Raw genomic sequence first — 26,762 nt, 5'->3', positions numbered from 1 at the left:
CAACACTTTCCGGTGGTCGCACGTCTCTTGATCCAGATGTGGGAGTGCGGTGCGGGGGCGTGCCGCCGCCGGAGAGGGACACGATCGTCATGGGACTGGGACTGAGTGCCATCCGGCTCGATTCCACACTGAACCTCGTCATCGTCGTGGTGCTGACCCTGCTCGCGATCATCGCCGTGCCGTTCTTCTGGGAACGCTGGCGCCGCAAGCTTCTCGGCCGCAGCGGCACGATCCTCGTCGCGGTGGTGCTGATCGTGGTCAGCACCGGGATGGGCGGGAACATGATCGGCGGCTTCTTCCCCACCGTCGGTGCCCTGTTCGGCACCGGCGTGTACTCGGCGGAAAACGTCGACGCCGTCGCCGGTGAGAACGGCTCGGACCTCGACAAACTGCGTGACGCCGGTGCCATGCGGGCCAAGGAGGGCAAGGGTTCCGTCGTGCACATGACGGTGACCGGCAAGCGCACCGGCCTCACGCGTGACGTCTCGGTGTACTTCCCGCCCCAGTACTACGATCCCGCGTACCGGTCGCTCAAATTCCCGGTCATCGAATGGATCCCGAACTACCCGTCCGGCCCGGAAGTGGTCACCGGCCCGTACGGGATGCCGGGCAGGCTCGACGAAGCCATCGCGAAGCACGTGCTCCCGCCGACCATGGTGATCATCCCGGACCCGACCGGGAAACCGAAGGTCGGCCACGACACCGAATGCGTCGACGAAGTCAACGGCGACGCCAACGACACCTACCTGACCGCCGACATCCGCGACTGGGCCATCGAGAAGCTCGGTGCCGGCACGCAGCGGAAGGCGTGGACGATGGCGGGCTGGTCCTCGGGCGGCTACTGCGCGATGAACCTGGTGACCCGGCATCCGCAGTGGTACGGCCAGGCGGCGAGCGTCAGCGGCTACTACAAGGCTTCGGTGGACGCCGAGACGGAGAACCTGTTCAAGGGCAGGCAGGACATCGTCGACGCGAACACGATCACCTTGAACCTGCAGAAGCACCCGTCGCCGGTCGACCTCCTCGCGATCGCTGGGGACAAGGAAAGCTTCGAGAGCTTCTCGCTCGACCAGCTCCAGTCCGCCGTCCGCGCGCCCGCGACGCTGTCCACTTGGCGGATCCCGGACGCCGGGCACAACATGAACACCTTCAAGACGCAGATCCCGGACGTGCTGGCGTGGATCGGCGCGCGCACCGCGCCGCCGAGCGCACCTCAGGACAAGAAGATCGCCAACAGCGGCGGGGTCAAGCCGTGGCCGTTGCCGAACACCGGAGCCAAGGGCGCGCTGGTCGACGTCGTCGAGTAGTCAGGCGCGGTAAGCCTTGGGGTACAACCGAAGCCGGTCGGGAACGCGGTTCCCGGCCAGCTTCACGACCGCGCCGAGGCGCCGGAGTCGACGCTCGTCCCTGTCTGTCCACTTGAGACTCAAGCGGTCCCGAAGAGCTGGGGGGAGCAAGCCGATCGCGCACAGGGTCAGCACGTTCCCGCCCGCCGGCCGGACGGGACGCCACCAGGCCTCCGACAGGAACCACCACGGCGGCGGTGGCGTGTCCCGCATGGTGATCGAGCGGAGCAGTTCCCGGACCGTGTGGTTGTCCTCGAGCCGGTTCTCGACGACGTCGTCGAAGTAGGCGTCGAAGCCTTCCATGTCGTCGGGCATGTGGTGCTCGCGTAGGCCGAGCAGCAGGCCGAGGCGTCGCCATTCCGCGTAGAAACGGCGTTTTTCGGTGGGGGACAACGGATTTATGAACACCTCGTGCATGCGGACCGTCGTCCAGAACGTCGAGCCGTGCACCCACCAGTACGCCTCGGGGTTCAGCGCGTGATAGCGCTCGCCGTGGTGGTCGACGCCCTTGATCGCCTTGTGCAGCTCGCGGAGCCGCTCCGCCTCCGCGATCGCCTTCCAGTCACCGAAAACCTGGCACAGCAAGGAATCGATGGTCCGGTCGAGGCGGCCCCACGGGTCTTCGGTGTAGTTCGAATGGTCGTGGACGCCCGCGCCGACCACCGGATGCGCGACCTGCAGCAGCAACGCCGTCCCCGCGCCGAGCACCAGCCTCCGGTCGCCGACCACTTGCCAGGCAACGGAATCCGGGCCGAGCGGGGTCACGGCGGGCAGGCTGGCTTCGGTGCTCACGACGACCTCCCGGAAGAGTGGCGTACGGCCACTGTCCCACCTTGTTTACAGGCCGTCAATAGCCGGTCGAAGCGCTTTCACCACCTCGGAAACCCGCCTGCCGGCGCCGGGGTAGGTGGTCGACACCGGTTGGGAAGTCAGAACGACGACGATATGGCGATCGTCTTCGCCGACCGTGCCGGAACTGTGCAGGATCCGCGAGCCGCGGCAGCACGCCCAGCCCTGCTTGATCGACCAGCGAAGGGAACCGACGGCGTCCGGGATGCCGAAGTACTGCCGGACGCCGTCGGAGCCGCTTTCCGTCGCGCCGCTCAACGCCCGCATGATCGTCGTCCGCGTCCCCGGGCCCGCCTGGTCCAGCAGGTAGCGGTAGATCTTCGCGACGTCCGCCGCGGTGATCCGGGTGTCGCCCCAGCGGCCGGGATCCTCGGGAGGACGCGTGCCGCCGAGGCCGATCTTGGTCGCCCAGCGGGTGACGATGGCGGGTCCGCCGTGTGCCGTCCACAGCCTGCTGGCGATGTCGTCGTCGCTGGCCGAGAGCATCCGCTGCACGGTGCTCGCCGGTGCGCCCGCTTGAAGCGCTTCCAGCGCGATGAGGAGTTTCACCAGCGAAGCCGACGTGTACGACCGGTCCGCTTTGACGGAGACCGTGGTCTTCTTGGCGGTGCGGTCGTAGACGACCACGCTCACCTGCCCGCCGGGGACGAGGCCTGGGAGGGCCTTGGTGTCGACGGACCTCGGCGGTGAACCCGGTACCGCGGAGGAGAGCGGGGGCGGGGACTCGGCCTGTTCCGGTTCTGCTTCGAGGGTGATCACCGTGTCGGCGGCGGCCGCGACCGCCGCCGGGCCGGGACGCGACCGCGGAATCAGCACCATCGCGAGGATGGCTCCCAGGCACAACCCCACCAGGAGAAAGACTCCGCTCACCTTGCCCACATGACTTGTTGACCGGATCACCCGATCGTGTTCACGGTTAGGCCGTTCGGCCGCCTCGGTTTGCCCGCGAGGGCCCCTGGGTATCCGGCACCCAAGCCTGAATACAGGTCGCCAACTCTGGGAGGCGGAGCAATGGCACGTGCACAACGCGCTCGTATCCGGACTGCGGGTGTCCAGCCCGCGCAGGTTCTCGCCGGGCTGTCGAGCCTGGCCTTCCTGGTGTTCGGGATAGTGGGCTTCACCAGGACCGGGTTCGCCGATTTCGCCGGTCGCAGCGACGCGACGGTGCTCGGATTCTCGGTGAATCCCCTTTACAACCTCGGATTCGTCCTACTGGGCGCGATCGGTCTACTGCTGACCTTCGGCTCGGGCCGGTCCAGGGTCTTCGGACTCCTGACGTTCGCCGCCTTCGGGGCGCTGTTCATCTGGGGCCTGATGATCGCCGGGACGGTTTCGACGAACCCGGTTTCAGAAGCGGGTAACCCGTTCAACCTCAACTCGACGGACAACTGGCTGCACCTCGGCCTCGCCGCTCTCGGGCTGCTGATCGCGGTCCTGCCCGCGCGGCACAAGGTGCTGCTGCCGGAGGACGAAGAGGAGAACGTGGTGACGGACCGGGCCGACAGCGCCACGGTCGTCGAACCCCTACCCGACGGCTCGCGACGGCCGAAGCATGAAAAAGGCCCGACCGTCGCTCATGAAGAGCGACCGCCGGGCCTGGCCCACTAGGTCTCAGTAGCCGTACTCCTGGGCAGGAGCGTCGTCCCCTTTCTTGGGGGCGGCGTTCCCGCTCTGCGCGGCCTTGTTCTTCACCGGCGCGGTGCTCTTGCAGCCCGCGGGCTCGATGACGAACCAGGTGCCGCCGACGCCGTGCCCGTTCGCCTCGCCGGCGTTCGCGTCCTTGGCGTAGCGGTAGACGGCCCAGCCGCCGACGGTGACCTGCGTGGTGCCGTCCGCGCGCTTCACCGTGCCGAGCAGCTTCTGGTCGATGCCTTCGGGCTGGACGTCGCCCTCGGCGAGCACCGGCGGCCAGGTCTTCGCGCAGTCACCGTTGCAGGTCGGCTGCTTGTTCTTCTTGTCCTTGGTGAACATGTAGAGGGTGAAGCCCTCCTGGTCCACAATGGCCGGTCCGATGCCGTCGACGTCGGTCGCGACCAGCTTCGTGGCGCCGTCCTTTTGTTCGGCCGGAGCCGCCTCTTTCGCGGCCTGGCCCGCCTTGCCGCCCTTGGCGTTCGCGGCGTACCAGGTGCTGCCGACGCCCTGCCCCTTCGCCTCGCCCGCCTTGGCGTCCTTGGCGTAGCGGTAAAGCGCCCAGCCGCCGACGGTGACCTGCTTGCGTCCGTCGGTGCGAGTCACTTCGCCGACCAGCGCCTGATCCACGCCCTCGATCTGTACGTCGCCTTCGGCCAGCATCGGCGGCCAGGTCTTCGCGCAGTCACCGTCGCAATTGGACTTCGGCGGTTTCGCGCTGTCCTTGTCGAAGCGGTACAAGGTGAACCCGTCCTTGTCGACGAGCACCTGGCCGAGATCACCGGCTTCGGCCACGGCCACCTTGGTCTCACCCTTGGCCGCGGGGGCGTTCCCTCCCGCCCCGGCCACCGCGGCGGCGGGAGCGACGGCGGGGGCCGCCGTCTCGGTGCCACCGGAGCAGGCCGACAGTGCGACCAGGCCCACGGCCGCGGACGCCGCTGCGACGACGAAACGCTTGCGAAGCATGGGATTTCTCCTTGTTCGTAGGGGTTCCGCGGCTTGGCGCGGTGAGCTTGTACCCCCTACACGGAGCCGGCGCGGGACCGGTTCAAGGAGTTTTCGGATTTTCTTCGCGCGTCTCCAGCGCGACGTCCGTGAGCACGCCGGCCGAACCGGTGTAGTGCGCGGGATCCAGCAGCTCGGTGAGGGAATCCGCGGGGAGGACTCCGGTTATCTCCGGCAGGCCGGAAAGAACCTCGCCGAGCGGCTTGTCCTGCTCCAGCGCGAGTTTGGACGCGCGTCCCAGAACCTCCTTGGCCCGAGCCTTGCCGAGCAGCGGGGCGAGCACGGTCGACAGGCGCTCGGAGACGATCTGGCCGTGCGTGAGGCCGAGGTTCTCGCGCATCCGCTCGTCGTCGACCACCAGGCCACGGGCGAGCTCGGCCGCCGTGTGCGCGGCACCGCCGGTCAGGCGCAGGCATTCGCGCAGCAGCTGCCACTCGGCGTGCCACGCGCCCGCGGACCGTTCGTCCTCGGAGACCATGGCCTGGGTGACGCCGGTGGCCAGCACCGGGACCTGGAGCGCGGCCGACCGGATCAGCGTCGCGAGCACCGGATTGCGCTTGTGCGGCATCGCCGAGGAGCCGCCACGGCCCTCGCCCGCCGGTTCGGTGACCTCCCCGACCTCGGTGCGGGTCAGGAACTGGACGTCGACCGCGATCTTCCCGAGCGCGGCGGCCGTGAACGCGAGGGCGGCCGCGAGGTCGGCCGTCGGGGTGCGGAGGGTGTGCCAGGGGAGCGTGGTCTCGGCAAGCCCGGTCTCCTCGGCGAAGGCCGTCTGGAGCCGCTGCGGATAGCCGTCGGGCAGGTCGGCGAGGCGCGCGTACTCGGCGTACGCGGCCCTCGTGCCCGCCGCGCCACCGAGCGAGACCGGGAGGACGACACGGTTCAGCCGGTCGAGCGCGTCGAGCGTCAGCTGACGCCAGCCCGCCGCCTTGAGCCCGAACGTGGTCGGGACCGCGTGCGCGGTGAGGGTGCGCCCGGCCATGATCGTGTCGCGATGCGCGCGGGCGAGGCCTTCCAGCGCGTCCGCCGTCGCCTCGATATCCGCGACCAGGATCGCCCGCGTCCGCGCCGCGACCAGCATCATCGCGGTGTCGAAGATGTCCTGGCTGGTGGAGCCGCGATGGACGTACTCCGTGCCGGCGGCCTCGGTCAGCTCCTTGATCAACCCCACGACCGGGTTCGCCGTCTCACGACCCGCCCTCGCCAACGCGACCACGTCGATCTCCATCGACGCGGCGGCCTCGGTGATCGCCTCCGCGGCGGCCCGCGGGATCAGCCCCGTGCCGGCCTGTGCCCTGGCGAGCGCCGCCTCCGCGTCCAACAGGGCCCGCACCCAGGCGAGATCACCCGTCGCCGCCTCGGCGGGCGTGCCGGCGCGGACCGGGGACAAGAGGCCGGAATCGGGATCGGCGTTCATCGGCCCAGCATCGCACTTCAAGGGTTCAGTGGCCTGTCCTCCCGTCGATGCGCTCACGCAGCAGGTCGGCATGCCCCGTGTGGCGCGCGTACTCGGCGATGTGATGGGTCAGCAGCCACCGCAACGAGAACGGCTCACCGTCGCGGCGGCTCTTGCCCGTGTCGTCGAGCGACGCGGCCGCCACGATCTCCCGCGACCGCGCGCACTCCTCGTGCCACGCCGCCCACGCCTCCTCGACATCGCCGCCCAGATCCTCGAAGTCCTGCTCGGGCCACTCGTCGGAGTAATAGAGCAACGGGACGTCCTCGCCCGCGAACTGCAGGCGGAACCACCAGCGCTCGACGCCCGTGAGGTGCCTGAGCAGCCCGTGCAGCGACATGCTCGACGGCTCCACCGACCGCAGCGCCATCTGCTCCGGCGTCAACCCCTGGCACTTCAGCTCGAAGGTGCGGCGATGCCAGTCGAGCGTGGACGTCAGGATCTCGCGCTCGCTCGCCACGCGCGGAGGCTCCGGACGGTCGCCGTCCCAGCTGGCCGCATAGTTCTCGTCGGGGATCTCGTCCATGCCCCCGACCATGACAGAGACCCCCGACAATTCCGTGGCGCTCCGGCGGCCGCCCCGCCATCCTGGTGGTCGACGGCGGTCTACTAGACTCGGCCGCACGGGCCGTTAGCTCAATTGGTAGAGCTGCGGACTTTTAATCCGTAGGTTCTGGGTTCGAGCCCCAGGCGGCCCACAACATCAACATCCCCGCCGACCTGCGGGGATGTTGATCTTTCTGCGGCATGGCCATCTCTGCGTTGATTGCGATTGGGCTCCGTTTCGTCTCCGTTCGCTCTGCTGTGCCGAAGTTCGTGTCCAGCTAGCTGCACCGGGCCATGGCCCCTCGGCGCTCTCCTCGCCGTGTGAGCGGTCCGGCGTGCCCGTGCTCTGCAACATCCCTGCCGATTCCAGCAACGTCTTCGCTGGTGTCCGCGACGATGAAGGTGATGACCGAAGACGCGCGGCGGGCGGCCGTGAGCGCCTCCTCAACGCCGGGCTCGGAAACAGCAGGACGCCGAGGTGTGGCCGCGCGGTGGCCTCCCTCGAACAACGGCGGAAAACTTTGCACTTCGCCATGAGCTCGCTGCCGAGGACTTCGATGGTCTGGCATGGGACCGCTTCGCCGCGCCGCCTACAACCAGGCAGAACCCGCTATCGCCGCGATCGTCCTCTAGCTCCAGTGATTTGCAGGACACGGCCAGTTGCGAAGCCGTCTTAGGATGGAGAGGGGCCGAGCGAGGAGCAGGGCATGACGCGTGACGGGACGCTGGGGCGTTACGCGGTGCTGCGTGATTCCGACGTCGACGGATTCCGTACCGCGGTGTCCCGTTACCTGACCCCGCACCGGCTCACCCCGATGGGGCGCGGCGCGACGGTCCACAGCGCGTTGGCGGTCGCCGCGATGGGGCCGTTGTCGCTGGTCTACGGGTGGCATCGTGGCTCCGAGCTGGGCGCCAGGCTGACGGAGCAGGTCGACTACTACGACGTCAACCTCTCGTGGGGTGGTCGCAACCGGATCACCTGCGGCGCCGACGAGGTGGTGGTGGACCACCTGACCGCGGGGATCATCTCACCGCGGATGCAGGCTCAGATGCTGCTGAGCGCGGAGTACCGCCAGCTCCACGTCCGGGTGGAACGGTCCGCGCTGGACCGGCACCTCGAGGAGTTGCTTGGCAGGCCGATCGTCGCGCCGATCCGGTTCACCCCGGCGATGGATCTCCGCGCGCCCGCGGCGGCTTCGTGGGCACGTGCCGTGCGGCTGCTCGTCGCCGACCTCGACGCGATCGGTCTGTCCGGTCATCCGTCGGGGGTCACTCCGTGGTCGTCGTTCTTGATGACCGGTCTGCTGCTGGCGCAGCAGCACAACTATTCCGATGAGCTCGAGTCCGGAGTGGACCGTGCTTCGCGTCCTTCACCGCTGAAGCGGGCCATCGAGTTGATCGAGACCCAGCCCGAGACCGACCTTTCCATCGGCCGGATCGCGACGCAGGTCGGTGTCGACCCGCGTTCGTTGCAGCGGCATTTCCGTGACCATGTCGGGGTTTCGCCCCGGGAGTACGTCCGGCAGGTCCGGCTCACGAGAGTTCGTGAGGACCTGCTGGCCGCGGATCCGGTGAGCGGGGTGACGGTGGCGGAGGTGGCCTTCCGGTGGGGATTCGGTCATGTGCCGCGCTTCGCCGCCGTCTATCGGGAGCGGTACGGCGAAGCACCTTCCGCGACGTTGCGGCAGCCCTGTCGGGAAACGGATCGGGGTGTCGCGAAGGGGATCGGTATCGCGGAACGCCGCGTTTAGCGTCCCTTCCCATCAGCAGGAGCAGTGGCGCTCCTCGTCGATGCGGGAGTAGGCGACATGATCCACGAGTACGACGTCGCGGTTGTCGGGTATGGCCCGACCGGTCTCGTCCTGGCCTCGGCCCTCGGCAAGGCGGGGCATCGAGTGGTGGTGTTCGAACGGTGGCCGGGGCTGTACGGGTTGCCGAGGTTGACGCATATCGACGGTGAAACCGCGCGGACCATCCAGGCCGTCGGCGACCTCGACCTGGCGCTGCGGGACGCGTCGCCGTTGGAGCACTACCGGTATTTCAACGGTCAGGGTGAGCTGCTGTTCGAGATCGACTGGCGGGGTAAGTCGTGTGGTCACCCGGCGCATATCGCGATGTACCAGCCGGACATCGAGGACAGCATCGACCGGCACGTCCGGGCCTCCGGCACCGTCGAGGTCAACCAGGGTTGGGCCGTGGTGAACGTCCACCCGACCGACGCCGGGGTCGAGCTCACCGCCCGCCCGTGGACGAAGTCACGCACCGGACAGTGGGCGCACGCGGGTGAGGAACGCACCGTCAGCGCGAAGTACCTCGTCGGCGCCGACGGGGCGAACAGCTTCGTCCGCGCCACTCTCGGCATCGAGCGCAGCGACCTCGGCGTGCACGACAACTGGCTCAACATCGACTGCGAACGGCTGCGCCCGCTGCCGGAACGGTTCGACCGGACGACGCAGTTCTGCGATCCGGTCCGGGGCCATATGTTCATGCCGATCGGCAAGAGCAGGCAACGGTTCGAGCTGGCTGTCCTGCCAGGTGAGGACATCGCGGCGTTCGAGGACCCCGGCTACGCCTGGTCCTGGCTGCGGGACACGCACGGGCTCGGTCCCGAGGACGTCAAGATCCTGCGCAACGTGGTCTACGGGTTCGAGGCCCGCATCGCCGAACGCTGGCGGACCGGCCGGGTGTTCCTGGCGGGCGACGCCGCGCACACCACGCCGCCGTACATGGGCCAGGGGGCCTGCTCCGGCATGCGTGACGGAATCACGCTCGGGTGGAAGCTCGACCTGGTGCTGCGTGGCCTGGCCGAAGACGGCTTGCTGGACACCTATGAGGCCGAACGGCGCCCGCACGCCACGACGATCACCGAAACGTCGACGATGCTGGGACGGGTGGCCAACACCCATGACCCGGCCGCCGCGGCCGCTCGCGATCAGGCCTTCCGGGACGGCACGGCGCCCCCGCCTCCGCCGTTCCCGACGATCGTCGCGGGCGTCGTCCGGCACGGCGCGGACGGACGGCCGTCACCACTGGCGGGAACGCTGGCACCTCAGGGCGTGGTGGCCAAGGACGGCGTCCAGGGGCTGTTCGACGACGTCGTCGGCCGCGGGTTCAGCCTGGTGAGCGCGACCGATCCGCGCGGTGTGCTGACCGGCGAACAGCTGGACTTCCTGGCCGAATTGGGTGCCACGACGGCGACCCTGGCTCCCGGCGCGCAGGACTCGGTGACGGACGTCGCCGGGACCTACCGCGATTTCCTGCACGACAACGGGGTGGAGGCTTTCATCGGCCGTCCGGACTTCCACCTGTTCTGGGCCGGCTCACTGGCCGAGCTGCCCGCGGCGGTCGGAGAACTCCGCGACCGACTGCGCTGGGTGTCGGCATGAACGCGCTCGCTCCCGCGGAAGCCTTGTGGCGGGCCATGTCTCCCACCCGCATGCTGGACTGCGGGATGGACTACGCCGACGTACTCGAACTCCAGACGCTCACCGGAGCGGGGATCGCGTGGGACGTCGCGGCCGAGGAACTCGGCGACCGGCAGTTCGCTCGCGCCCGAGCCGCCGAGGAAGCCGGTCGAGTCGTCACCGCGGAGGAGGCGTATCTCGCGGCCACGGCCTGCTACCTGTTCGCGCAGATGGCCTACAACTTCGACGGGCCACGCAAACGGCAGCTCTACACGCGGCTCACCGAGGCGTTCGCGGCAGCCGGGGCGTCACGGAATCCGCGATGGGAGCACCTCGAAATCCCCTTCTCGGGCGGACGGCTGTTCGGCTGGCTGATCCGCCCGCCCGGCCCGGTGACCGGGACCGTGGTGGTCTTCGGCGGCCAGAGCGGGTGGGGCCCGGCGTATGTCCGGCAGGCCGAGGCCCTGAACCGCCGGGGCTTGGCCGCGTTGCTCGCGGAGGGCCCCGGCCAGGGCGAGTCCAGACTCGACGGCGGCTTGCTGCTGGACGTGGACGTGCGGGCGGCGTACAGCGCTTTCGTCGACCACGTTCTCGCGCGAGGGCCCGTCGGCCTGTGGGGGAACAGCAACGGCGGCCTGTTCGCCGGCACGACGGCCGCGTCCGACCGCCGGGTGGCCGCGGTGTGCGTCAACGGCGGGCCCGCCCGGCCTCGTCTCCTCGACTTCCGCACCTACGTCGAGCAGGCGGCGGCGATGCTCGGCACAACCGACACCGACGCGATCCAACGCAACTTCGACCGGATCGCGTTGCGGCCAGAGGACCGCATCGACTGCCCGGTACTGGTTCTGCACGGCGGGAACGATCCCATCGTCACCGCGGCCGATCAGCGACCGTTCCTGGACGCCGCGACCCACGACGACGCGACGCTGCGGATCTGGGACGACGGAGAGCACACCATCTACAACCACGCCACCGAGCGAACCGCCTACGTCGCGGACTGGTTCGCGGACCGGCTCACGCGGCGAGACTGAGAGGGCCGACATGGACTTCGACGAACACACCACCCTCGATGCGGTCGTGGACAGCTTCCGGGACACGCCCGATCCGCGGGTGAAGCAGATCCTGACCACGCTGGCCCGGCACGCCCACGCCGCAGTGCGCGAGTTGAGGCCCACCCACGAGGAGTGGGAACGGGCCATCGGCTTCCTGACCGCGGTCGGCCAGAAGAGCGACGACACCCGCCAGGAGTTCGTCCTGCTGTCCGACGTGCTGGGGATCTCCACGCTGGTGGAGACGATCAACGGCGACGCGCACGGTACCGAGGGAACCGTCCTCGGCCCGTTCCACCTGGTCGAGTCGCCGGAGCGCGAACTCGGCGAGTCCATCGACCTGGTCGGCACGGGGACCCCCTGCGTCATCACCGGAACGATCACCGGCGCCGACGGCGTCCCCCTCGGCGGCGCCACCGTCGACATCTGGCAATGCGACGAGAACGGTTTCTACGACGTCCAGCGACCCGACGCGCAGCCGCGAGGCAACGGACGCGGCCTGTTCCGCACCGACGAGAACGGCCGGTTCTGGTTCCGCACCGTGGTGCCGAGCCATTATCCGATCCCGACCGACGGCCCGGTCGGAGAGCTGCTCGCGGCGTCCCGGCGCCATCCGTACCGGCCCGCTCACGTCCACGTGATCGCGGAAACCGCCGGGTACAAGCCCTTGACTACCCACATGTTCGTCGCGGACAGCCCGTATATCGACAGCGACGCCGTCTTCGCCGTGAAGGAGAGCCTCGTCGTCCCCTTCACGGAGTCGCACGACCGGTCCGAAGCCGACCGTTATGGCGTCGGCGTTCCCTTCCGGCACGCGCATTTCGACATCCGACTCGCATCCGACGGAGCGCCTGAATGACTTTCGACTCCTTTGTGTACGACGCCCTTCCGATGCGGGTCGTTTTCGGCGCCGGCGGCATCGGACAGCTACCCGAGGAAGTCCGGCGGCTGACGCTCCGGCGGGTGCTCGTACTGTCCACACCGGAGCAACGGGACCTCGCCGAGCGCGCTTGGGATCTGCTGGGTGACTCGGCGGTGGGCATCTTCGACCGGGCCCGCATGCACGTACCGACGGACACCGTCGCCGCCGCCGAGGAGTCGGCGAAGGAACTCGGCGCCGACGGATGCGTGGCGATCGGCGGGGGATCGACCATCGGCCTCGGCAAGGCGCTCGCCCTGCGGCAGGGTTTGCCGATCCTCGCCGTGCCGACCACCTATGCGGGTTCGGAAATGACCCCGATCTGGGGGATCACCGACAACGCGCGCAAACAGACCGGCCGGAACCGGAGCGTCTTACCCCGCACCGTCGTCTACGACCCCGACTTGACCCGGTCCCTGCCGGCCGGGATCTCGGCCACCAGCGGTCTCAACGCGCTGGCCCACGCGGTCGAGGCGCTCTACGCCCCGGACGTCTCCCCGGTCATCGCGGCGATGGCCGAACAGGGAGTGCGGGACCTGGCCGCCGCCTTGCCCGCGATCGGAAAGAATCCCGCAGACCCGGCCGCCAGGGCCGCCGCACTCCAGGGCGCCTGGCTGTGCGGCGCGTGCCTGGGCGCGACCACCATGGGGCTGCATCACAAGCTGTGCCACGTACTCGGCGGAAAGCTCGACCTGCCGCATGCCGAGACCCACTCGGTCATCCTGCCCCACGTCGCGGCCTTCAACCTGCCCGCGGCACCGCGGGCACGGGCGGCACTCGCCCGCGCCTTGCCCGACGACGACCCGGTGGCGGCGCTGAACTCACTGACGCACCGGATCGGTGCCCCGCACCGGCTGTCCGCACTCAGGGTTCGCGAGTCCGATCTGCCCGCAGTGGTCGACGAAGTACTGGCCGACCCGTACGCCAACCCGCGACCCGTGGGACGGGCGGAACTGGAACGGCTTCTGGCAGAAGCCCTATGAGACGGTCAGCGTGGCCAGCCCCTCCCGCGCTTCGGCGGCCACGGCCTGGTCCCAAGGAACGACCTCGGCGAGGGCCCGCCGGAACCACTTGCCGGCGAAGTATGAGGCGCACGAGTTGGCCGAGCGCACCGTCGCGAACACGCTCGAACAGCAGCAACAAGCGGCGGCGGATGGTCGGCATGACGCGGCTGCGGACCCGCGTTGGGTGGATCTAGACGTGGGACCAGGCGACTCCCGAGATGGTGCGTGAGTTACACGCTTCAGAGCGAGTGGAAACTGTGTCCGCTACCTGTCTTGCTCCGGAGAATGTCGTCCTATTCCGAACAAGACGTCTCAGACAGAAACCCGCTCGAGGCTTATGCCGCCTGCCGAAGCGACGTGTTATCCGGGACGAGAACCGAGATGGGGACCGTGGCCGCGTTCCGGCTCCTGCCCAGACCGCCGGACAGTGCCCAACCATGCGCCGCGCGGGGCGGCGTGTTGGTTACTCGGCGGGGCGGCGTCGTTTGTCGCGGATGTAGATGACTGCCGGCTTGCCGTCGCCGGGGGTGCGCCGGTCGTGTTCGAACAGGGTGGTGGCGGTGATCAGGCCGCTGAGCTTGGGGTAGCCGTAGTTGCGTGGGTCGAAGTCCGGGCGTTGTTTGGTGATGATGCTGCCTACCGCGGCGAGTGCGGCCCAGCCGTCGTCGTCGGAGGCTGCCTCGACCGCGTTGCGCAGCTGGTTCACCAGTGCTGTGTCGGCCTTCAGCTGCGCCGCGGCCATCACGGCTTGCGGCTTGGGGTCTGTTTCCACCGGCGCGGTGGGGTTGTGGGGATGGGCGAGGTTCTCGGTGTAGATGAACTTGTCGCAGGCCGCGACGAAGGGTTGGGGTGTTTTGCGTTCGCCGAAGCCGTAGACGGTGAGGCCGGATTCGCGTAGTCGTGCGGCGAGTCTGGTGAAGTCGCTGTCGCTGGAGACGATGCAGAATCCGTCGAAGCGCCCGGAGTACAGGAGGTCCATGGCGTCGATCACCATCGCGGCGTCGGTAGCGTTCTTGCCGGTGGTGTAGGCGAATTGCTGGATGGGCTGGATCGACTGGGCCAGCAGGTGGTCCTTCCATCCTTTGAGGTTGTTGCCGGTCCAGTCGCCGTAGGCGCGTTTGACGTGTGCTGTGCCGTACTTGGCGACCTCGGCCAGCAATCCTTCGGTGATCGACGGCCGCGCGTTGTCCGCGTCGATCAGTACCGCGAGTCTGACAGTGTTCTCGCTGGCCATGGATCAAACACTCCTGTAGTAGTTGTTAGGCCCTCGTCGGCCGATACCGGTCGATCACCCCCCTGCAGCGCGTCATCATCATCATCATCATCGTCCCTGGTCTCGTGCCGCGCTGGACAGCGGAGCAGGAGTTTTAGCCTGGTCGATCAGACTCAGCGAGGTGGGGGGCGTCCACGGCGGACAGTCGTTGCTCGGGAATCTTGCCGTCGGTGTCCTCGGAAATCTTCGACGGTGGGTCGGTCTCGATCTCCACGAATAGCGTTTTGATCTGGATGTGGTCGCCGGGCTGCACCTTCTTGAGGATCAGGCGCAGGAGGCCCTAGATGTCGATGAGCATAACTGCGAGTACGAAGCTCCAGAGCCCAGAGGTCCGATGCGGACATGGTCGCGACACGGGCGGTGTTTTCGACGCACAGCCCTTACCGTCAGGAGCCGGGTATCTCGCCAGCCGGTAAATGCGGTGCGCATCAGGCAGTACGTAGTGGTGCCTCTCCGCTCCGGTCCCGGTGGTGTGCCGCGCGGTCAGCGCGACGAAGCAACCGTATTCGCCTTGGGTGCGGTCCGAGTCTGCGTCATAATCGCCGCGTGAAACGTGCGGACCGCCCCCTTACCCGTGATGACCTCGAGGTAGATCCACCCGAAGGCCACGACCAAGGCAGGCCTGAACCGCGATTCGGGGTGTACTCCGTGTCATGGTCGGACGCAAAGAACCAGATGTACCCGCTGCCTGACGAAGACGGACGCGGCCAGCCTGACGACAGCTCGGCCGATGAGATGAACCGTCTACGTGGTCTCATCATGGTTCAAGCGGCCGAAACTGAAGCAGTGCTGGGTGAGGTGCTCTTGCATCTCGATCCTGAGGCCAAGCCAGGCAAGATGATGGCCGGGTCGCTCTTTAACGCCGTCTGGGACGCGTTGCTGGATTCTGACAGACATTACTGGGAATACGAGTTGTACTGGATCCGGCAAGCGCAGAAGCTTCGAAATCGCGCAGTCCATCACCGGCCGGTAGTTGGGTTCAGCTGGCGGGACTATTCGAGCGGAGCGGGAGGCGAGTGGGTTCCGGTAATTAGCTTTCTTGGGTACGAGGCGAAGAAGCCCGGCGAGAAGAGTGCCATACCGAAAATCTACAATGAACAGGATTTACTGGGGGACCTAGCCGAACAGCAGACTGCGATGGCATTCGCGATTGAGATCTTGCATCGTCTCAAGTGCCCTGGCCACGACGCTGAGGATGGTTGTCCGCATGCTTGGTAGGGGTTGGAATCATCGCGAGAGTCCAGGTCGCGTCGGTGCAGTATGCGGTTTCCCAACTTCCCGAAGTCGGTGAGAGCGGCGGGCGGCACAGCTGCTCGTCCGCGATCCGTCCCCGGCCATCGGTCTGGGATCTGCGCCGGTTGGGACGAGCAGGTCCGTAGGCGTGGAGTCAGACGCTGGCGTTACCCGCGGTGAATGTGGGTCTCAGCGAGGCGCGGACGGCTCGTGAGACTCTGGTAGCGCCGGTCGAGCGCGCTGCGATCTAGGTAGTGGCCCGGCAGTCCTCCCCTCACCGTCGGGCTATTGAAGACTTCCCTGGTCCCTCCGTCGTACGGCCGCGGAGGACTGGCGTTACAGCCCACTTTGGCGGCTCGACACCTGGGGGCCGGGCGACCAAGCAATGACGTCGACAGCAGCTCGCGCAGCCATCGCTGGATGGACAGACGACGGACGAAGCGGCCTGATCGTGTATGTCCACGGTGGCGCGTTCCACGCCACCGACGGCATTTTCGGCGCACCTGTCCCCCTGCACAGCTACCTCCTTTGCGTCTCCCGGCCAGCGGCCACCCACGATGAATTCGATGCGGTTCACCGACTCACGCTTTCGTGCCCTGGCGAGAACTGGTGTCATCGTGGTGGATGTACCGAGGAGCCATGTCTGGAACTGGAGGCGCTGCTTCGTCCCATCGTCACTGCCGGCATCGCCGCCGATGCGGTTCGTACGGAAGGACAGGAGGAATATCAACAGCTTTACGGCGGCGCCGGGAGTGTCGAATACACGGACACGGTCCTCGGTATTGCCCACCTGACACTCGTCACCGCAGGCTGGGCGGACCTGGGACGCTCGGAATGGGAGGGCGGTATCGAAGAAGGCCACTTTCGCCGAGGCGAGCACTGCTTGACTGTCACCTATGATCCGGTCACTCGCCAGCTGCAGCTGGCTGACGGGAAGCCTGAGCTGGAACTGACTCTCCAGTTGCTGGCTGAGGACGGGGTGCTGACCGGTGATGAGGGAGCCGAGTCCCTCGACACCGGTGAGGACACAGTCGAGACGTGGGGTGCTGATCTCCTCGACGCTGCCGCGGAACTGTTGCGAGGTCGCATCAGCCCCCTTCCGGGTTTGGATGACGCCGTGCGGATCACGCTGGTTGGATTGCATCCACACGCTGACGGGAGCTTGCGTGGTTCCGGCTCGAGCGACCTCGTCGAGGAGCAGCTGACAACCTTCTTGCGCACGATCGGGGTCCTCCACATGCCGAGCTGATCAGTCGCACGACACGCGTGAGACGGCAGCTCGTTTGGCCGTCGACCGGTCTTGTTGCCGAGCGGCCGGAGCACCATCGCGCATCCTCGGGCCGGCCACTTCGCGGCCGCGAGCGTGGAGCCGGCCGCGAAGCTTCGCCGTGGTCAGGCGCCGAGGCGGTTGTAGATCCGGCTGGCCAGCGTGGCGGCAAGCTGGTTCAAGGCGCTCCAAGGTTCGTCGAGCGCGAACCGGCCGAGCAGTTCCGCCACCGCGTAGGCCTCCGCCTCGGAGAGCAACGTCGTGCGCCGGTCCTCGAGGCCCCGCTCGACCAGCCGGGACAGAGCTTCGGCGTACTCCTTCAGGTCACGCACCTCCGCCAGGCCGTACCGCTCGTCGAGCGAATCCCCGACGAGGTCGTCACTCATGGTCGTCTCCTTCTTCCTTCACCCGTCCGACGCACCTCAGAAAATCTATGGCGGCTGGGGTAGACATTCAACGCCGGGTGTGTGTAATGTTCTCCTCGTACCGAGAAGACAACGTCAAGCAGGCGCGGGAGATGACGTAACTACCCGCGAGGTGAGACAAGCCGGTCAGGCGGCGCGGGGCCGATGAAGGAACGGGTTCCGCACGGTGATCGGGAGCAGGACCCCGGGCCGGGTTGTGAAGAAGGTTCGACCAGGTAGTGCCGGCCCTGGAAGGAAAGTGCAGGACGCGGGCGGAGCAGGTGCGTCCGTGAAGAAACACAGTTGTAGGTAGTGAATGCAGTTGCAGGACCGGTCAGGTGGCCGGAGCCGATCAGTGACCGGGGCTCCGGGCAGTGACCAGCGGCGTCAGCGTGCTGGGACCGATCAGTGGAAGGGTTCCCGCGTTGTCGTCCGTAGCAGGTGAAGTAGCAGTACCCAGCAAGGTGAAAACACAGGAAAGAAGGGAACGGCAACATCATTGGATCGCCCGCAGCGGCAAGGCAGCGCCGCGCGGGTGCCGTAGTTCCATCGAGTTCGGAGGTGGTTCGCGGTCACGAATGAGCGATCCCCGCGAGATCCGGCTTTCCAGCGGACGCGGGTGCAAGAGGCCGGCGGTCACGTCGGTCGACAATGGTGAAACCCAACCCTGAGGACCCCGGGTGCCGTTCTGGCACCCGGGGTCCTTTGTGATGCGGAGGTGGAATGATCCCTGACCAGAACGGATCGGCCGACGGGGCCGACAAATTCGATGACGAGCACTACCCCGCCTACACGATGGGCCGGGCCGCCGACATGCTCGGCGCCACCCAGGGCTTCCTTCGCAGCCTCGACGAGGCCGGTCTGATCATCCCGCAGCGTTCCGCCGGCGGGCACCGCCGCTACTCCCGGCACCAGCTCCGCCTGGCCGCCCGGGTGCGGGAACTGGTCGATCAGGGCACCGCCGTCGAGGCCGCCTGCCGCATCGTCACCCTCGAAGACCAGCTTTACGAAGCGCGGCGTGTCAACGCACGCCGCGCCGACGACTGACAACCGTGCCCTGTGAACGCCCTTGTCCGGATCGGACAAGGGCGTTCGTGCGTCGATGTCGAGACGGCCGAGTCCGCTCCGACTCCCTCCTGAACGTGCCGGACGGGAGCGAAGGAGGCCTTGCGATGAGCAAGGTGGTGCTGGATGTGTCGATGTCGCTGGACGGCTTCACCGCGGGGCCGAACGTCCGGGCCGGAGAGCCCATGGGCGACGGCGGGGAACGTCTGCACGAATGGATGGCCGGGGCGGGGCCCGACGCCCGCGTTTTCCAGGAGGTGAACGCGATGGCCGGGGCGACCGTCATCGGCAGGCGCACTTTCGACCTCGGGTTGCGGCCGTGGGGCGGGACGCCGTGGCCGGGTGTCCCCGGCTTCGTGGTCACCCATCGGACCCGGGAAGACCTCCTCGGCGACAACGGCGGCACGTTCGCCTTCGACGGGCTGGAGGCCGCGGTCCGCCGTGCCAAGGACGCCGCGGGGCACAAGGACGTACTCGTGATGGGCGCCGACGTCGCCGGGCAGCTGCTGGCGGCGGGCCTGCTCGACGAGGTCTACCTTCACCTCGCCCCGGTGGTGCTGGGCCAGGGGACGTCCGTGTTCGCCGGGCACGTGGGCGAGCTCGTCCCCCAGGGCGAACCTGTCGCGGGCGTCGCCACTCACCGGCGTTATCGCGTCCGGTGATCACCACGGGATGACGGCCCGGATGGCGGCCGAGATCGGTTCGAGGTCGGCGACGACGTTCTCGAGTTCGCTGGGGCTCAAGGCGTTGTAAGGCGCTTCAGCGAGCCGGTCCGTCGTCGCCTCGACGCGCTCTTTCGTGGCCTGCCCGGACGTGGTGAGCCGGCCGTCGGATCCGATCAGGCCGCGGTCGCGCATCCCGTCCACGACCGCGGCCAGCTGCGCGGCGGGGAGATGGCCGACCCGGCCGAACTCGTTCGCGGGGATGCCGACGGACAGCGCGTGAAGCACGTGGCACTCGGTCCCGCCGATGCCTTCGGCCACCAAGGCGACGGTGTGGCCGTCGCCGCGATGTTCACGCAGCAGGGTGGCCGCGTGCCACAGCCGCGCCACGGGCTCCTGCGGAATCGGGAGCGTCCGGACGGCGGCGAAGAGGGCGCGTCCCTCGACGGGCGCGCTGGTCGCCGCCTTCAGCAGGAGGTCGGCGGCGCGCGTGACGCCGGGGGCGTCGGCGAGGTCACCGAGGATCCGCCGCATTCCCGCGACGCATCCCCGCTCGCGGGCCGCCAGCGCCGCCTCGGGCGTGGTCAGCTCCCAGACCTTCGGGAGATGACGTGCGACCTCGCCCGGGGCGAAGTTGTAGAAGATCGCGTGGATCACCTCGGCGGGCACCGACCGGCCGAACGGCGCGACCCGCCCGGCGAAGTAGGCGTCCCACGGATTGCGCAGGCCGAGCGCCATCAGCGCCTCATCGGACTCGTCGGCGAAGTAGGGGATCAGGCCGATCGGCTCGACCAGGTCGTACATGCGGCGGGCGACGGGTTCCGGGTGCGACATCGTGTCTCCTGCGGTCGTGGCGGCGCCCTCGTGGCGACCGCTCGACTACCCCACGAACGCCGCACCCGGAAATCGACATCGGCCTACTTCAGGTGCCGGGCGATGAACCGGCCCGCGGCGTCCCCTTCGAAGTGGGGGACACCGGTGTGCCCGCCCATGTTGGCGTGCAATGTCTTCTCCCGCGAACCGAAGGCGTCGAACAGGTCGAGGGCGTGCTGCCGGTCGTTCCCCTCGTCGTCCCACTGCAACAGGACCAGCAGCGGAATGGTGACCTGCCGGGCCTCTTCGAGGATGCTGCGGGGCACGTAGCTCCCGGCGAACAGGACAGCTGCTTCGACGCGGGGTTCGACCACCGCGAGTCGCGTGGCGATGGCGATCACCCCGCCCGAGAACCCGACCGGACCGCCGATTTCGGGCAGCGCGAGGAGGGCGTCCAAGGTGGCCCGCCATTCCGGGACCGCCGTTTCGACCAGCGGGAGGACGAGCCGGTCGACGATGTCGCCGGTGACCGGCTCGCCGGCCTTCAACGCGCGCTGCAGGTCGGCGCGGGCCTCGTCGACGGCGGCGAAACGGGGCCGGTCACCGGCTCCCGGGAGTTCGATGGTGGCCGCGGCGTAGCCCGCCGCCGTGCAGGCCTTGGCCCTGGCCACGAGCCGGGGGTACATCTTGCCGAGTCCGCCGGGATGCCCCATCAACATCAGCGGGGCCGGTGCCGCCGATTCGGGCGTCCACAGGATTCCGGGGATGTCGCCGAGGGTGAATTCGCGCTCGAGGGCGTCTTCGAGGCGTCGTTCGGAAGTGAAGCGCATGGTCGTGCCTTTCGGGAGTGCTCGTGAAACGGCGCTCCCGGACGACCTATCGCCCGGCCGTGACCCCTGAGGGGAGCACCCTGGTCGAAATGTCCACGGGTACCACCTCCTCGTTCGCTCGCACGGCCTCCGGCAAGTTAGCAGCGGACGGCGACCGCGCGCCAGCGCTTTACCCCAGCACTGAAAGCCCGTCCGCCACGACGACGCCGTCGTGCAGCACCGTGCGGTCCTTGCCGCGGTCCATCACCGCGCTCGTCGGGGTCTCGCCGTCCACCAGCACCAGGTCGGCGCGGTCGCCGACGGCCACGCCCGGCCGGTCGGCGATGCCTGCCAGCCGCGGGACGTCGTGGCTCATGATCGACGCGCCGCCCATCGTCGCGACGGCCAGCGCCAGCTCGATCAGGTCGTCGCGGCGGAAGCCGTTGGTGAAGGCCAGCTGCCAGGTGCGGTCGAGCAGGTCGCAGTTGCCGTACGGGCTCCAGTAGTCCCGCTGGCCGTCCTCGCCGAGGCCGACGCGCACACCCGCGGTCGTGAGGTCCGCGAGCGAAAGCCGACCGTCGGTGGACGGCGCGACGGTCGCCATCGCGATGTCCAGTTCGGCGAAGGTGTCGATCAGGCGGCGGCTCACCGATTCCGAGATCGAGCCCAGTTCGTACGCGTGCGACAGGGTCACCTTGCCGCGCATGTCCAGCGCGCGGACCCGTTCGATCACCAGATCGGTCGAGAACAAGCCGAGGTGACCGGGTTCGTGCAGGTGGATGTCCACCTCGACGCCGTACTTCTCGGCGAGCCCGAACACGACGTCGAGATGCCCCTTGGGATCCTTGTCCAGCGAGCACGGGTCGATCCCGCCGACGACCGTGGCGCCCGAGCGCAGCGAGGCCTCCAGCACGTCCACGGTGCCGGGTTCGCGCAGGATCCCGGCCTGCGGGAACGCCATGATCTCGACGTCCGCGTGCTGGGCGAAGCGCTCCTTCGCGGCGAGGACGGCGTCGAGCTTCTCGAGCCGGCAATCGACGTCCACCTGCGCGTACGTGCGCACGCGGGTGGTGCCGTTCGCGATCATGCGCTCCAGCGTTCCGATGACGCGTTCGGGCAGCGGGACCTCGGCGTCGCGCCAGTTCTCGCGGTCGTTCAGCATCATCGCCCAGACGCCCGGGGCGCCGGTATGCGGCCGGAACGGCAGGCCGATCCGCGTCGAGTCCAGGTGGACGTGCACGTCGCTGAACGACGGGAACAGCAGCCGTCCGCGCCCGTCGACCGTGTCCGGTGCCGGCGCGACGGCGGGATCGTGCGGCCGTATCGCGGTGATCCGGCCGTCGGCCACCTCGACGTCACTGCGTTGTCCACCCCAGGGGCGGACGTCACGGATCACCACGGAGGACACCTTTCTCGCCGGACTTCATTTGGTATACCAAAGCCGGTGAGCGGCGGCAACGTCACTTGGTGTGCCGGTACGGGCGCGTGTGCCCGGTTTCCGCGTTGTGCTTGGTGATGTGGTCGATCCCCATTTTTTCGAGCCGCGGGTACTCGGTCACGTCGAACACGTTGTCCTCGCGGCGATGCGGGTAGACGTCGTGTCCCTTGCCCGGCCAGTAGGGGAAGACCACGTGCGTGTCCTTGTTGGAGTTCTTGGCGAAGGTTTCGGAGACGTAGTCCCATTTCTCCTGGACGAGCGGTTTCCTCGGGTCGTTGGGATCGTTGATCCACCCGGGCATCTTGATGTTGTTGTCCTTGAGGGTTCCCTCGAGGGTGTTGCCGCCGTCCTGCTTCGCGATCTTGGTGGCCTTCTCCTCGACCGAGCCGAGGTACTCGTCCTCTTCGCCACGCTTGCGTTTCTTGGTGCCACCGGACCAGAAGAAGTGCTTGTCCGCCTTCAGGATCTGGTCGAGTTTCGGCTTGAACTTCTCGAACTCCTCCTTCGACATCTTGTCGACGTCGATGGGAGGCTTCCGCGGGCTCCTCCGCAAGGGCTGGGGTTGCCCGCTGGGCCCGACCGGCTGAGGTCGCTGCTGGCTGCCCGGACCGCTCCGCCCGCAGGGCGGGACGAGGCCGAGCGGGTCGCCGATGAGCAGTGGCTGGTCGACGTAGCCGACGGGGTCCGGCGCGGCGGCGAGGCCGAGCGGATCCTGGCTGAGATACCGCGACGTCCTGGGGTCGTAGTACCGGAAGACGTTGTAGTGCAGCCCGGTTTCCTCGTCGCGGTGCTGGCCGGGAAACGCCAGCGGCATCGACGCGGTGTCGGCGCCGGGCAGTGGCACGCCCCAGAAACTGCTGCGGTCCTGCCAGACGAGCGTGCCGTGTTCGTCGAGCAGTTCGGTCGGTGTCCCCGCGGGCGACGTGATCACGGCACGGAACACGGCGTCCTCGAGAGCGCCCGTGCGCTCGATCTGCACGACGGGGCGGTCGTCGTCGTAGCGTTCCCAGGTCAGGAGCCGGTAGGACTCGTCGGCGGGGTCGTAATCCATCCGCTCGACCACGTTCATCCCGCTCCACAGGAACCGGACGTCGTGCGTGAGCTCGGCTTCCCCCGCCGGATCGAGCAGCCAGCGGCGTTTGGCGAACCGCCGCCCGAGCGCGTCGTAGTGGTAGGTCCAGAGCGCGCCGTCGGGGGTGCGCACGGAGCGCAGCCGGTCGAGGTGGTCCCACTCGTAGGCGCAGGACCGGTCGGCGGTGACCCGGCCCCGCTCGTCGTCGCTGTAGACGCCTTCGCCGAGGGAGATGGCTCCCGCGGCGTCGTGGGTGAACCGTTCGGCCCCGGCAGGCCCGCGCGCCTCGCTGACCCGGCCCGCGGTGTCGTAGGTGAGCTGCCAGGGCCGGATCGCGTCGTCGACGGCGGCGAGCCTGCCGTCCGGCCGGTAACCGTAGACGCGCGGCCCGACGCCCGCGATGTGCTCTTCGGCGAGCCGGTCTTCCGCGTCGAATCGCCGCCGGAGCACCACGGTGCCGTCGACGCTGCGCGTGACCTCCCGCCCGGCGTCGTCGTAGCCGAACTCGACTTCGTGCCCGCCGATCCGCAGTGACCGCGGCAGCCCGGACTCGGTGAACCGCCACTCACTGTCCACACCGGACGATGTCCGCCGGACGAGCACGTCGCCGTCGTGGCGCCAGCACACCCCGAGCCCGTTGATCGTGTCGGTGACGACCTGGTCCCCGTCGTCATGGACGAGTTCGACCCGCGACTCGATGTTCTCGGCGACGGTCATCCTGCCGAGCGCGTCGTATTCGTACCGCGTGACGTCGTCCGGGGTACGCCTCGCCACGACGTTGCCCCCGACGTCGTAGTCGTACTCGGTCGCGTCACCCGTACCGCTGGTCATGCGAAGCAGTTGCCCAGCCGCGTCGTAGGCGTAGCCGATCCGGCGGCCGTCGTAGTCGATCTCCTCGACGAGCCTGCCCGCGGCGTCGCGGACATAGCGCCAGGTGCGGCCGTTCGGGTTGGTCACCGAGGTGAGCCGCAGTTCGCCGTCGTAGGTGAACAGCGTGCGCGCGCCCGCGGCGTCGGTCTCTTCCAGGACGAGGCCGAACGGCCCGTATTTGCGGCGCCGGGCGGCACCCGCCGCGTCGCGGTGCTCGACGACGTGGCCTTCGGCGTCGTGCACCCACGTCTCGCGACCGCCGTCGGGCCCGAGCCGCCAGGCACGGCGCCCGTCGGCCGTCCAGCCGAGCCGGGCCGCGCCGCCGGAGGCGGTGTACGCGAGGCGGGGGCGGCCGAACAGGTCGCGGTCGCCGGGCCGGTCCGTCACGGGCGCGTCGGTGAGCGGGTCAGGCGCGTCCGGGATCTCCACCGGCATCCCGGTGCCGACCAGGGTGGTGGCCGGGTCGAACGCGGGGACCACGCGTTCGACGTCGCCCGCCGACAGCCGCACCTCGCCGCCGGTGGCGCGCGCCAGCCGGACCGTGGAGCCACCGGGACGGTGGACGGCCACCAGTTCGCCGTCTTCGTCGTACTCGTAGCCGGTCTCGCGGCCGAGTCCGTCCACTTGGGACAGCAGCTCGTCGCGCCGGTTCCAGGAGTAGCGCTGGGAGTTGCCCAGCGGATCGACGCGTTCGACCAGTTGCCTGGCGTCGTTGAGGCGGTACGTCCAGGTGTGGCCGTCGGCGTCGGTGTGCCGGGTCGTGCCGGGTTCGTAGGCGAACGTCGCGTTGTAGTAACCGCTCGCCCCGACGGCGCGGACGCAGCGCCCGGCGTCGTCGTAGACGTAGCGGTACCAGGTGCCCGTGCGGTCCCGCCAGCCGACGAGCCGGTGCCCGAAGTCGTAGTCGAGTGTCATGGGGCGGCCGGCGTAGTCCGTGACGGTGCTCAGCTGGCCCAGCCTGTTGTACGAGAAGCGCACCAGCGGCGGCTGTCCCGGAGCCCCGAGCGCGACGATCCGCCCGTTCGCGGTGCCGATCGCGAGCTCGACGCCGTCGGCACGGCGGAGCCGGGCGGGCGTGCCGTCGGCCGCGTAGGCGAACTCGGTGCGGACGCCGTTCTGCTCGATGGCCGTGAGCGGCAGGATCCGGCCCACGCCGGCGAAGTGCAGCTCGCAATCGCCCATCGACAGCCGGTAGCCGTCCGCCGCGCGGCGCAGCCGGTGCCGCGGGCCCTGCACCGGAAGGACGGGGCCACCCGCCGGAAGGGGATAGGTCAGCACCATCCCGTCTTCGGCGTAGAACAGGACTCGGTCGCTTTGCACCGCCAGCCGTTGGTCCATTGTGGACGTCCAAGATGGACCGAACCAGCGGCCGGCGGTGTAGGACGACAGATGTGTGCGGGAGAGTTCGAGTTCGCCCGCGTCGCCGGGCAGGGTCACGTCGACCTGCTTCATGACGACCTCACCGGTCGCGACGTCGACGGGGTCACCGCAGTAGTTCTTGGAATCCGACGACGTCGAGCGGTCGCCGTTGCCGTCCTTCTTGGTGGTGTCGGTGCTGCCGCCCCGGTCGCGCGTGCCACCGCCGCCGCCAGTGCCGCTGGTGTTCGTCTGGTCGTTGTCGCTCTTGGTGTTGGTGCTCTTGTCGTTGGTGGGGCCGTCGTTGCCGCCGGGCTTACCGCCCCCATCGGCGCTGGAACTGCTGGTGCCCTCGTCGATCCCGCGGTCGTTGCCGCCCTTGGTCTTGGGCGGCGGCGGGGCGTCCACCTTGCCGCCCTGCAGTTTGCGCAGCGCCTTGGCGGTGTCGTCGAAGAGCGTGTCGGCCTTCTTGAGCAGCGGCATCAGGCCCTTGAGCGCCTTGACGAGCTTGGTGGTGAGGTCGGCGATCTTCGACGCGGTCTTGGCGACCGCGGTCACCACCTGCGGCACCACCCAGGTCAGGCCGATGCCGAGGGTGAACAGCACCTGCAGCGCCCAGCTGATGAGGTGGCCGACGAGTTCGGCGATGATGTCGCGGACCAGGGTGCGGACGGCCGCGACGACCTCGCCCGCGGTCTTGACTCCGCTGGACGCGCCCTCGCAACCCTTCTGCGCGGCGGTGAGCACGGTGACCGTGTCCTGTGACCGTTCGCGGTAGCGGTCCGCCGCGTCGCCCGCCCACGTCTGCAGGTCGGCCTTGACCAGATCGGTCAGATCCGTGCCGATGGCGCCGAGTTCCTTGGCGATGTTGGACCAGGTCTCGGCCTGTGCCTTGATCTGATCGGCGTCGCCGGTCAGGGCGTCGAGCGCATCGGAAAGCGGGCCGACGTGTTCGAGCAACCAGCCGACGCCCGCGGCGAGGATCGAACCGAACGGGTCCATGGCCATCGACAGCGCGTCGAGAGCCGTCCCGACGGCGCCCATCGCGACCGCGGCCCAGTCGCCCTTCTCGATGCCTTCCTTGAGGTCGATCGCCGATTCCAGCAGCGGCACCCCGGAGTGGGCCTTGGTGGAGTCCTGACGCTCAGCGACCAGCGGATTCGCCATGTATGCCGTCTTTCCTGCCTCGGGATCCTCACCGACGGGGCAGGAGATTTCTACCATCGCCGCGCCGTGGTCCCCCTGCGAGGAAAGGATCTTTGTCCGGTCGCCGGGAGGACGACCCGTAGGGGC

At 68.5% G+C, this 26,762-nt stretch carries 23 protein-coding genes and 1 tRNA gene; 12 read left to right on the top strand and 12 right to left on the bottom strand.

Annotated elements, in window-relative coordinates; genetic code table 11:
- Nucleotides 1–89 precede the first annotated feature (89 nt).
- Nucleotides 90–1,307, top strand: a complete 1,218-nt coding sequence (locus ACLJQ7_RS14460) for an alpha/beta hydrolase (protein ID WP_410648721.1) — start codon at nt 90–92, stop codon at nt 1,305–1,307.
- Here ACLJQ7_RS14460 and ACLJQ7_RS14455 read toward each other — a convergent pair whose 3' ends face one another.
- Both ACLJQ7_RS14455 and ACLJQ7_RS14450 read right to left on the bottom strand, forming a co-directional pair.
- On the bottom strand, nt 1,308–2,138 hold the full coding sequence (locus ACLJQ7_RS14455) for an oxygenase MpaB family protein (RefSeq protein ID WP_410648720.1): 831 nt from the start codon (nt 2,136–2,138) through the stop codon (nt 1,308–1,310).
- 45 nt (nt 2,139–2,183) lie between these two features.
- Complete coding sequence (locus tag ACLJQ7_RS14450) at nt 2,184–3,074, bottom strand: hypothetical protein (RefSeq protein ID WP_410648719.1); 891 nt, start codon at nt 3,072–3,074, stop codon at nt 2,184–2,186.
- 132 nt (nt 3,075–3,206) lie between these two features.
- Here ACLJQ7_RS14450 and ACLJQ7_RS14445 point away from each other — a divergent pair, with 132 nt between their 5' ends.
- Nucleotides 3,207–3,803 (top strand): DUF4383 domain-containing protein, encoded by a 597-nt coding sequence (locus tag ACLJQ7_RS14445; RefSeq protein ID WP_410648718.1) that lies wholly within the window; start codon nt 3,207–3,209, stop codon nt 3,801–3,803.
- Nucleotides 3,804–3,806: 3 nt separating this feature from the next.
- Here ACLJQ7_RS14445 and ACLJQ7_RS14440 read toward each other — a convergent pair whose 3' ends face one another.
- The 3 genes from ACLJQ7_RS14440 to ACLJQ7_RS14430 all read right to left on the bottom strand — a co-directional run bounded on the left by ACLJQ7_RS14440 (nt 3,807) and on the right by ACLJQ7_RS14430 (nt 6,811).
- On the bottom strand, nt 3,807–4,790 hold the full coding sequence (locus tag ACLJQ7_RS14440) for an SCO0930 family lipoprotein (RefSeq protein ID WP_410648717.1): 984 nt from the start codon (nt 4,788–4,790) through the stop codon (nt 3,807–3,809).
- Between the two features lie 82 nt (nt 4,791–4,872).
- Nucleotides 4,873–6,246 carry a lyase family protein gene (locus tag ACLJQ7_RS14435; RefSeq protein ID WP_410648716.1) on the bottom strand — a complete coding sequence of 458 codons (1,374 nt, stop codon included), beginning with the start codon at nt 6,244–6,246 and terminating at the stop codon, nt 4,873–4,875.
- A 25-nt stretch (nt 6,247–6,271) separates the two neighbouring features.
- Nucleotides 6,272–6,811, bottom strand: coding sequence for a DinB family protein (locus ACLJQ7_RS14430; RefSeq protein ID WP_410648715.1), 540 nt, complete (start codon nt 6,809–6,811; stop codon nt 6,272–6,274).
- A 99-nt stretch (nt 6,812–6,910) separates the two neighbouring features.
- Between ACLJQ7_RS14430 and ACLJQ7_RS14425 the strand changes: the two genes are divergently transcribed.
- The 6 genes from ACLJQ7_RS14425 (at nt 6,911) to ACLJQ7_RS14400 (ending at nt 13,186) form a co-directional block, all read left to right on the top strand.
- Nucleotides 6,911–6,983, top strand: a tRNA-Lys gene (locus tag ACLJQ7_RS14425).
- Between the two features lie 555 nt (nt 6,984–7,538).
- Entirely contained in the window at nt 7,539–8,582 is a 1,044-nt protein-coding gene (locus ACLJQ7_RS14420) for an AraC family transcriptional regulator (RefSeq protein ID WP_410648714.1), read from the top strand.
- Between the two features lie 57 nt (nt 8,583–8,639).
- Complete coding sequence (locus ACLJQ7_RS14415) at nt 8,640–10,217, top strand: bifunctional 3-(3-hydroxy-phenyl)propionate/3-hydroxycinnamic acid hydroxylase (protein ID WP_410648713.1); 1,578 nt, start codon at nt 8,640–8,642, stop codon at nt 10,215–10,217.
- The gene (locus ACLJQ7_RS14410) at nt 10,214–11,266 is read left to right on the top strand and encodes an alpha/beta hydrolase (RefSeq protein ID WP_410648712.1); all 1,053 of its coding nucleotides are present in this window, start codon (nt 10,214–10,216) and stop codon (nt 11,264–11,266) included. The genes ACLJQ7_RS14415 and ACLJQ7_RS14410 overlap by 4 nt, the downstream gene beginning before the upstream one ends.
- A gap of 10 nt (nt 11,267–11,276) precedes the next feature.
- Nucleotides 11,277–12,143, top strand: coding sequence for a dioxygenase (locus ACLJQ7_RS14405; RefSeq protein ID WP_410648711.1), 867 nt, complete (start codon nt 11,277–11,279; stop codon nt 12,141–12,143).
- On the top strand, nt 12,140–13,186 hold the full coding sequence (locus tag ACLJQ7_RS14400; protein ID WP_410648710.1) for a maleylacetate reductase: 1,047 nt from the start codon (nt 12,140–12,142) through the stop codon (nt 13,184–13,186). The genes ACLJQ7_RS14405 and ACLJQ7_RS14400 overlap by 4 nt, the downstream gene beginning before the upstream one ends.
- Here ACLJQ7_RS14400 and ACLJQ7_RS14395 read toward each other — a convergent pair.
- Nucleotides 13,181–13,327 (bottom strand): hypothetical protein, encoded by a 147-nt coding sequence (locus ACLJQ7_RS14395; protein ID WP_410648709.1) that lies wholly within the window; start codon nt 13,325–13,327, stop codon nt 13,181–13,183. The genes ACLJQ7_RS14400 and ACLJQ7_RS14395 overlap by 6 nt on opposite strands.
- Nucleotides 13,328–13,670: 343 nt before the next feature.
- Nucleotides 13,671–14,441 (bottom strand): NYN domain-containing protein, encoded by a 771-nt coding sequence (locus ACLJQ7_RS14390; RefSeq protein WP_410648708.1) that lies wholly within the window; start codon nt 14,439–14,441, stop codon nt 13,671–13,673.
- Between the two features lie 585 nt (nt 14,442–15,026).
- On the opposite strand from ACLJQ7_RS14390, the gene ACLJQ7_RS14385 reads away from it, so the two are divergent.
- Both ACLJQ7_RS14385 and ACLJQ7_RS14380 read left to right on the top strand, forming a co-directional pair.
- Nucleotides 15,027–15,698 (top strand): hypothetical protein, encoded by a 672-nt coding sequence (locus tag ACLJQ7_RS14385; RefSeq protein WP_410648707.1) that lies wholly within the window; start codon nt 15,027–15,029, stop codon nt 15,696–15,698.
- A gap of 400 nt (nt 15,699–16,098) precedes the next feature.
- Nucleotides 16,099–16,962 (top strand): hypothetical protein, encoded by an 864-nt coding sequence (locus ACLJQ7_RS14380; protein ID WP_410648706.1) that lies wholly within the window; start codon nt 16,099–16,101, stop codon nt 16,960–16,962.
- 143 nt (nt 16,963–17,105) lie between these two features.
- Here ACLJQ7_RS14380 and ACLJQ7_RS14375 read toward each other — a convergent pair whose 3' ends face one another.
- Nucleotides 17,106–17,366 (bottom strand): hypothetical protein, encoded by a 261-nt coding sequence (locus ACLJQ7_RS14375; RefSeq protein WP_410648705.1) that lies wholly within the window; start codon nt 17,364–17,366, stop codon nt 17,106–17,108.
- 741 nt (nt 17,367–18,107) lie between these two features.
- On the opposite strand from ACLJQ7_RS14375, the gene ACLJQ7_RS14370 reads away from it, so the two are divergent.
- Complete coding sequence (locus ACLJQ7_RS14370) at nt 18,108–18,431, top strand: helix-turn-helix domain-containing protein (RefSeq protein WP_410648704.1); 324 nt, start codon at nt 18,108–18,110, stop codon at nt 18,429–18,431.
- A gap of 125 nt (nt 18,432–18,556) precedes the next feature.
- Entirely contained in the window at nt 18,557–19,111 is a 555-nt protein-coding gene (locus ACLJQ7_RS14365) for a dihydrofolate reductase family protein (protein WP_410648703.1), read from the top strand.
- Here ACLJQ7_RS14365 and ACLJQ7_RS14360 read toward each other — a convergent pair whose 3' ends face one another.
- From ACLJQ7_RS14360 to ACLJQ7_RS14345, 4 genes are all read right to left on the bottom strand, one after another.
- Nucleotides 19,112–19,945: an SCO6745 family protein gene (locus ACLJQ7_RS14360; RefSeq protein ID WP_410648702.1), complete on the bottom strand. Its 834-nt coding sequence runs from the start codon at nt 19,943–19,945 to the stop codon at nt 19,112–19,114.
- Nucleotides 19,946–20,028: 83 nt separating this feature from the next.
- The gene (locus ACLJQ7_RS14355) at nt 20,029–20,754 is read right to left on the bottom strand and encodes an alpha/beta hydrolase (protein WP_410648701.1); all 726 of its coding nucleotides are present in this window, start codon (nt 20,752–20,754) and stop codon (nt 20,029–20,031) included.
- 169 nt (nt 20,755–20,923) lie between these two features.
- On the bottom strand, nt 20,924–22,132 hold the full coding sequence (locus ACLJQ7_RS14350) for an amidohydrolase family protein (protein ID WP_410648700.1): 1,209 nt from the start codon (nt 22,130–22,132) through the stop codon (nt 20,924–20,926).
- Between the two features lie 61 nt (nt 22,133–22,193).
- The gene (locus tag ACLJQ7_RS14345; RefSeq protein WP_410648699.1) at nt 22,194–26,636 is read right to left on the bottom strand and encodes a DUF6531 domain-containing protein; all 4,443 of its coding nucleotides are present in this window, start codon (nt 26,634–26,636) and stop codon (nt 22,194–22,196) included.
- Nucleotides 26,637–26,762 lie beyond the last annotated feature (126 nt).

This window comes from Amycolatopsis sp. cmx-4-54 (genome assembly GCF_046548895.1).
Lineage (GTDB): Bacteria > Actinomycetota > Actinomycetes > Mycobacteriales > Pseudonocardiaceae > Amycolatopsis.
The sequence above is the reverse complement of the archived record's forward strand: the minus strand, read 5'-3'. Positions and strand labels throughout refer to the sequence as shown.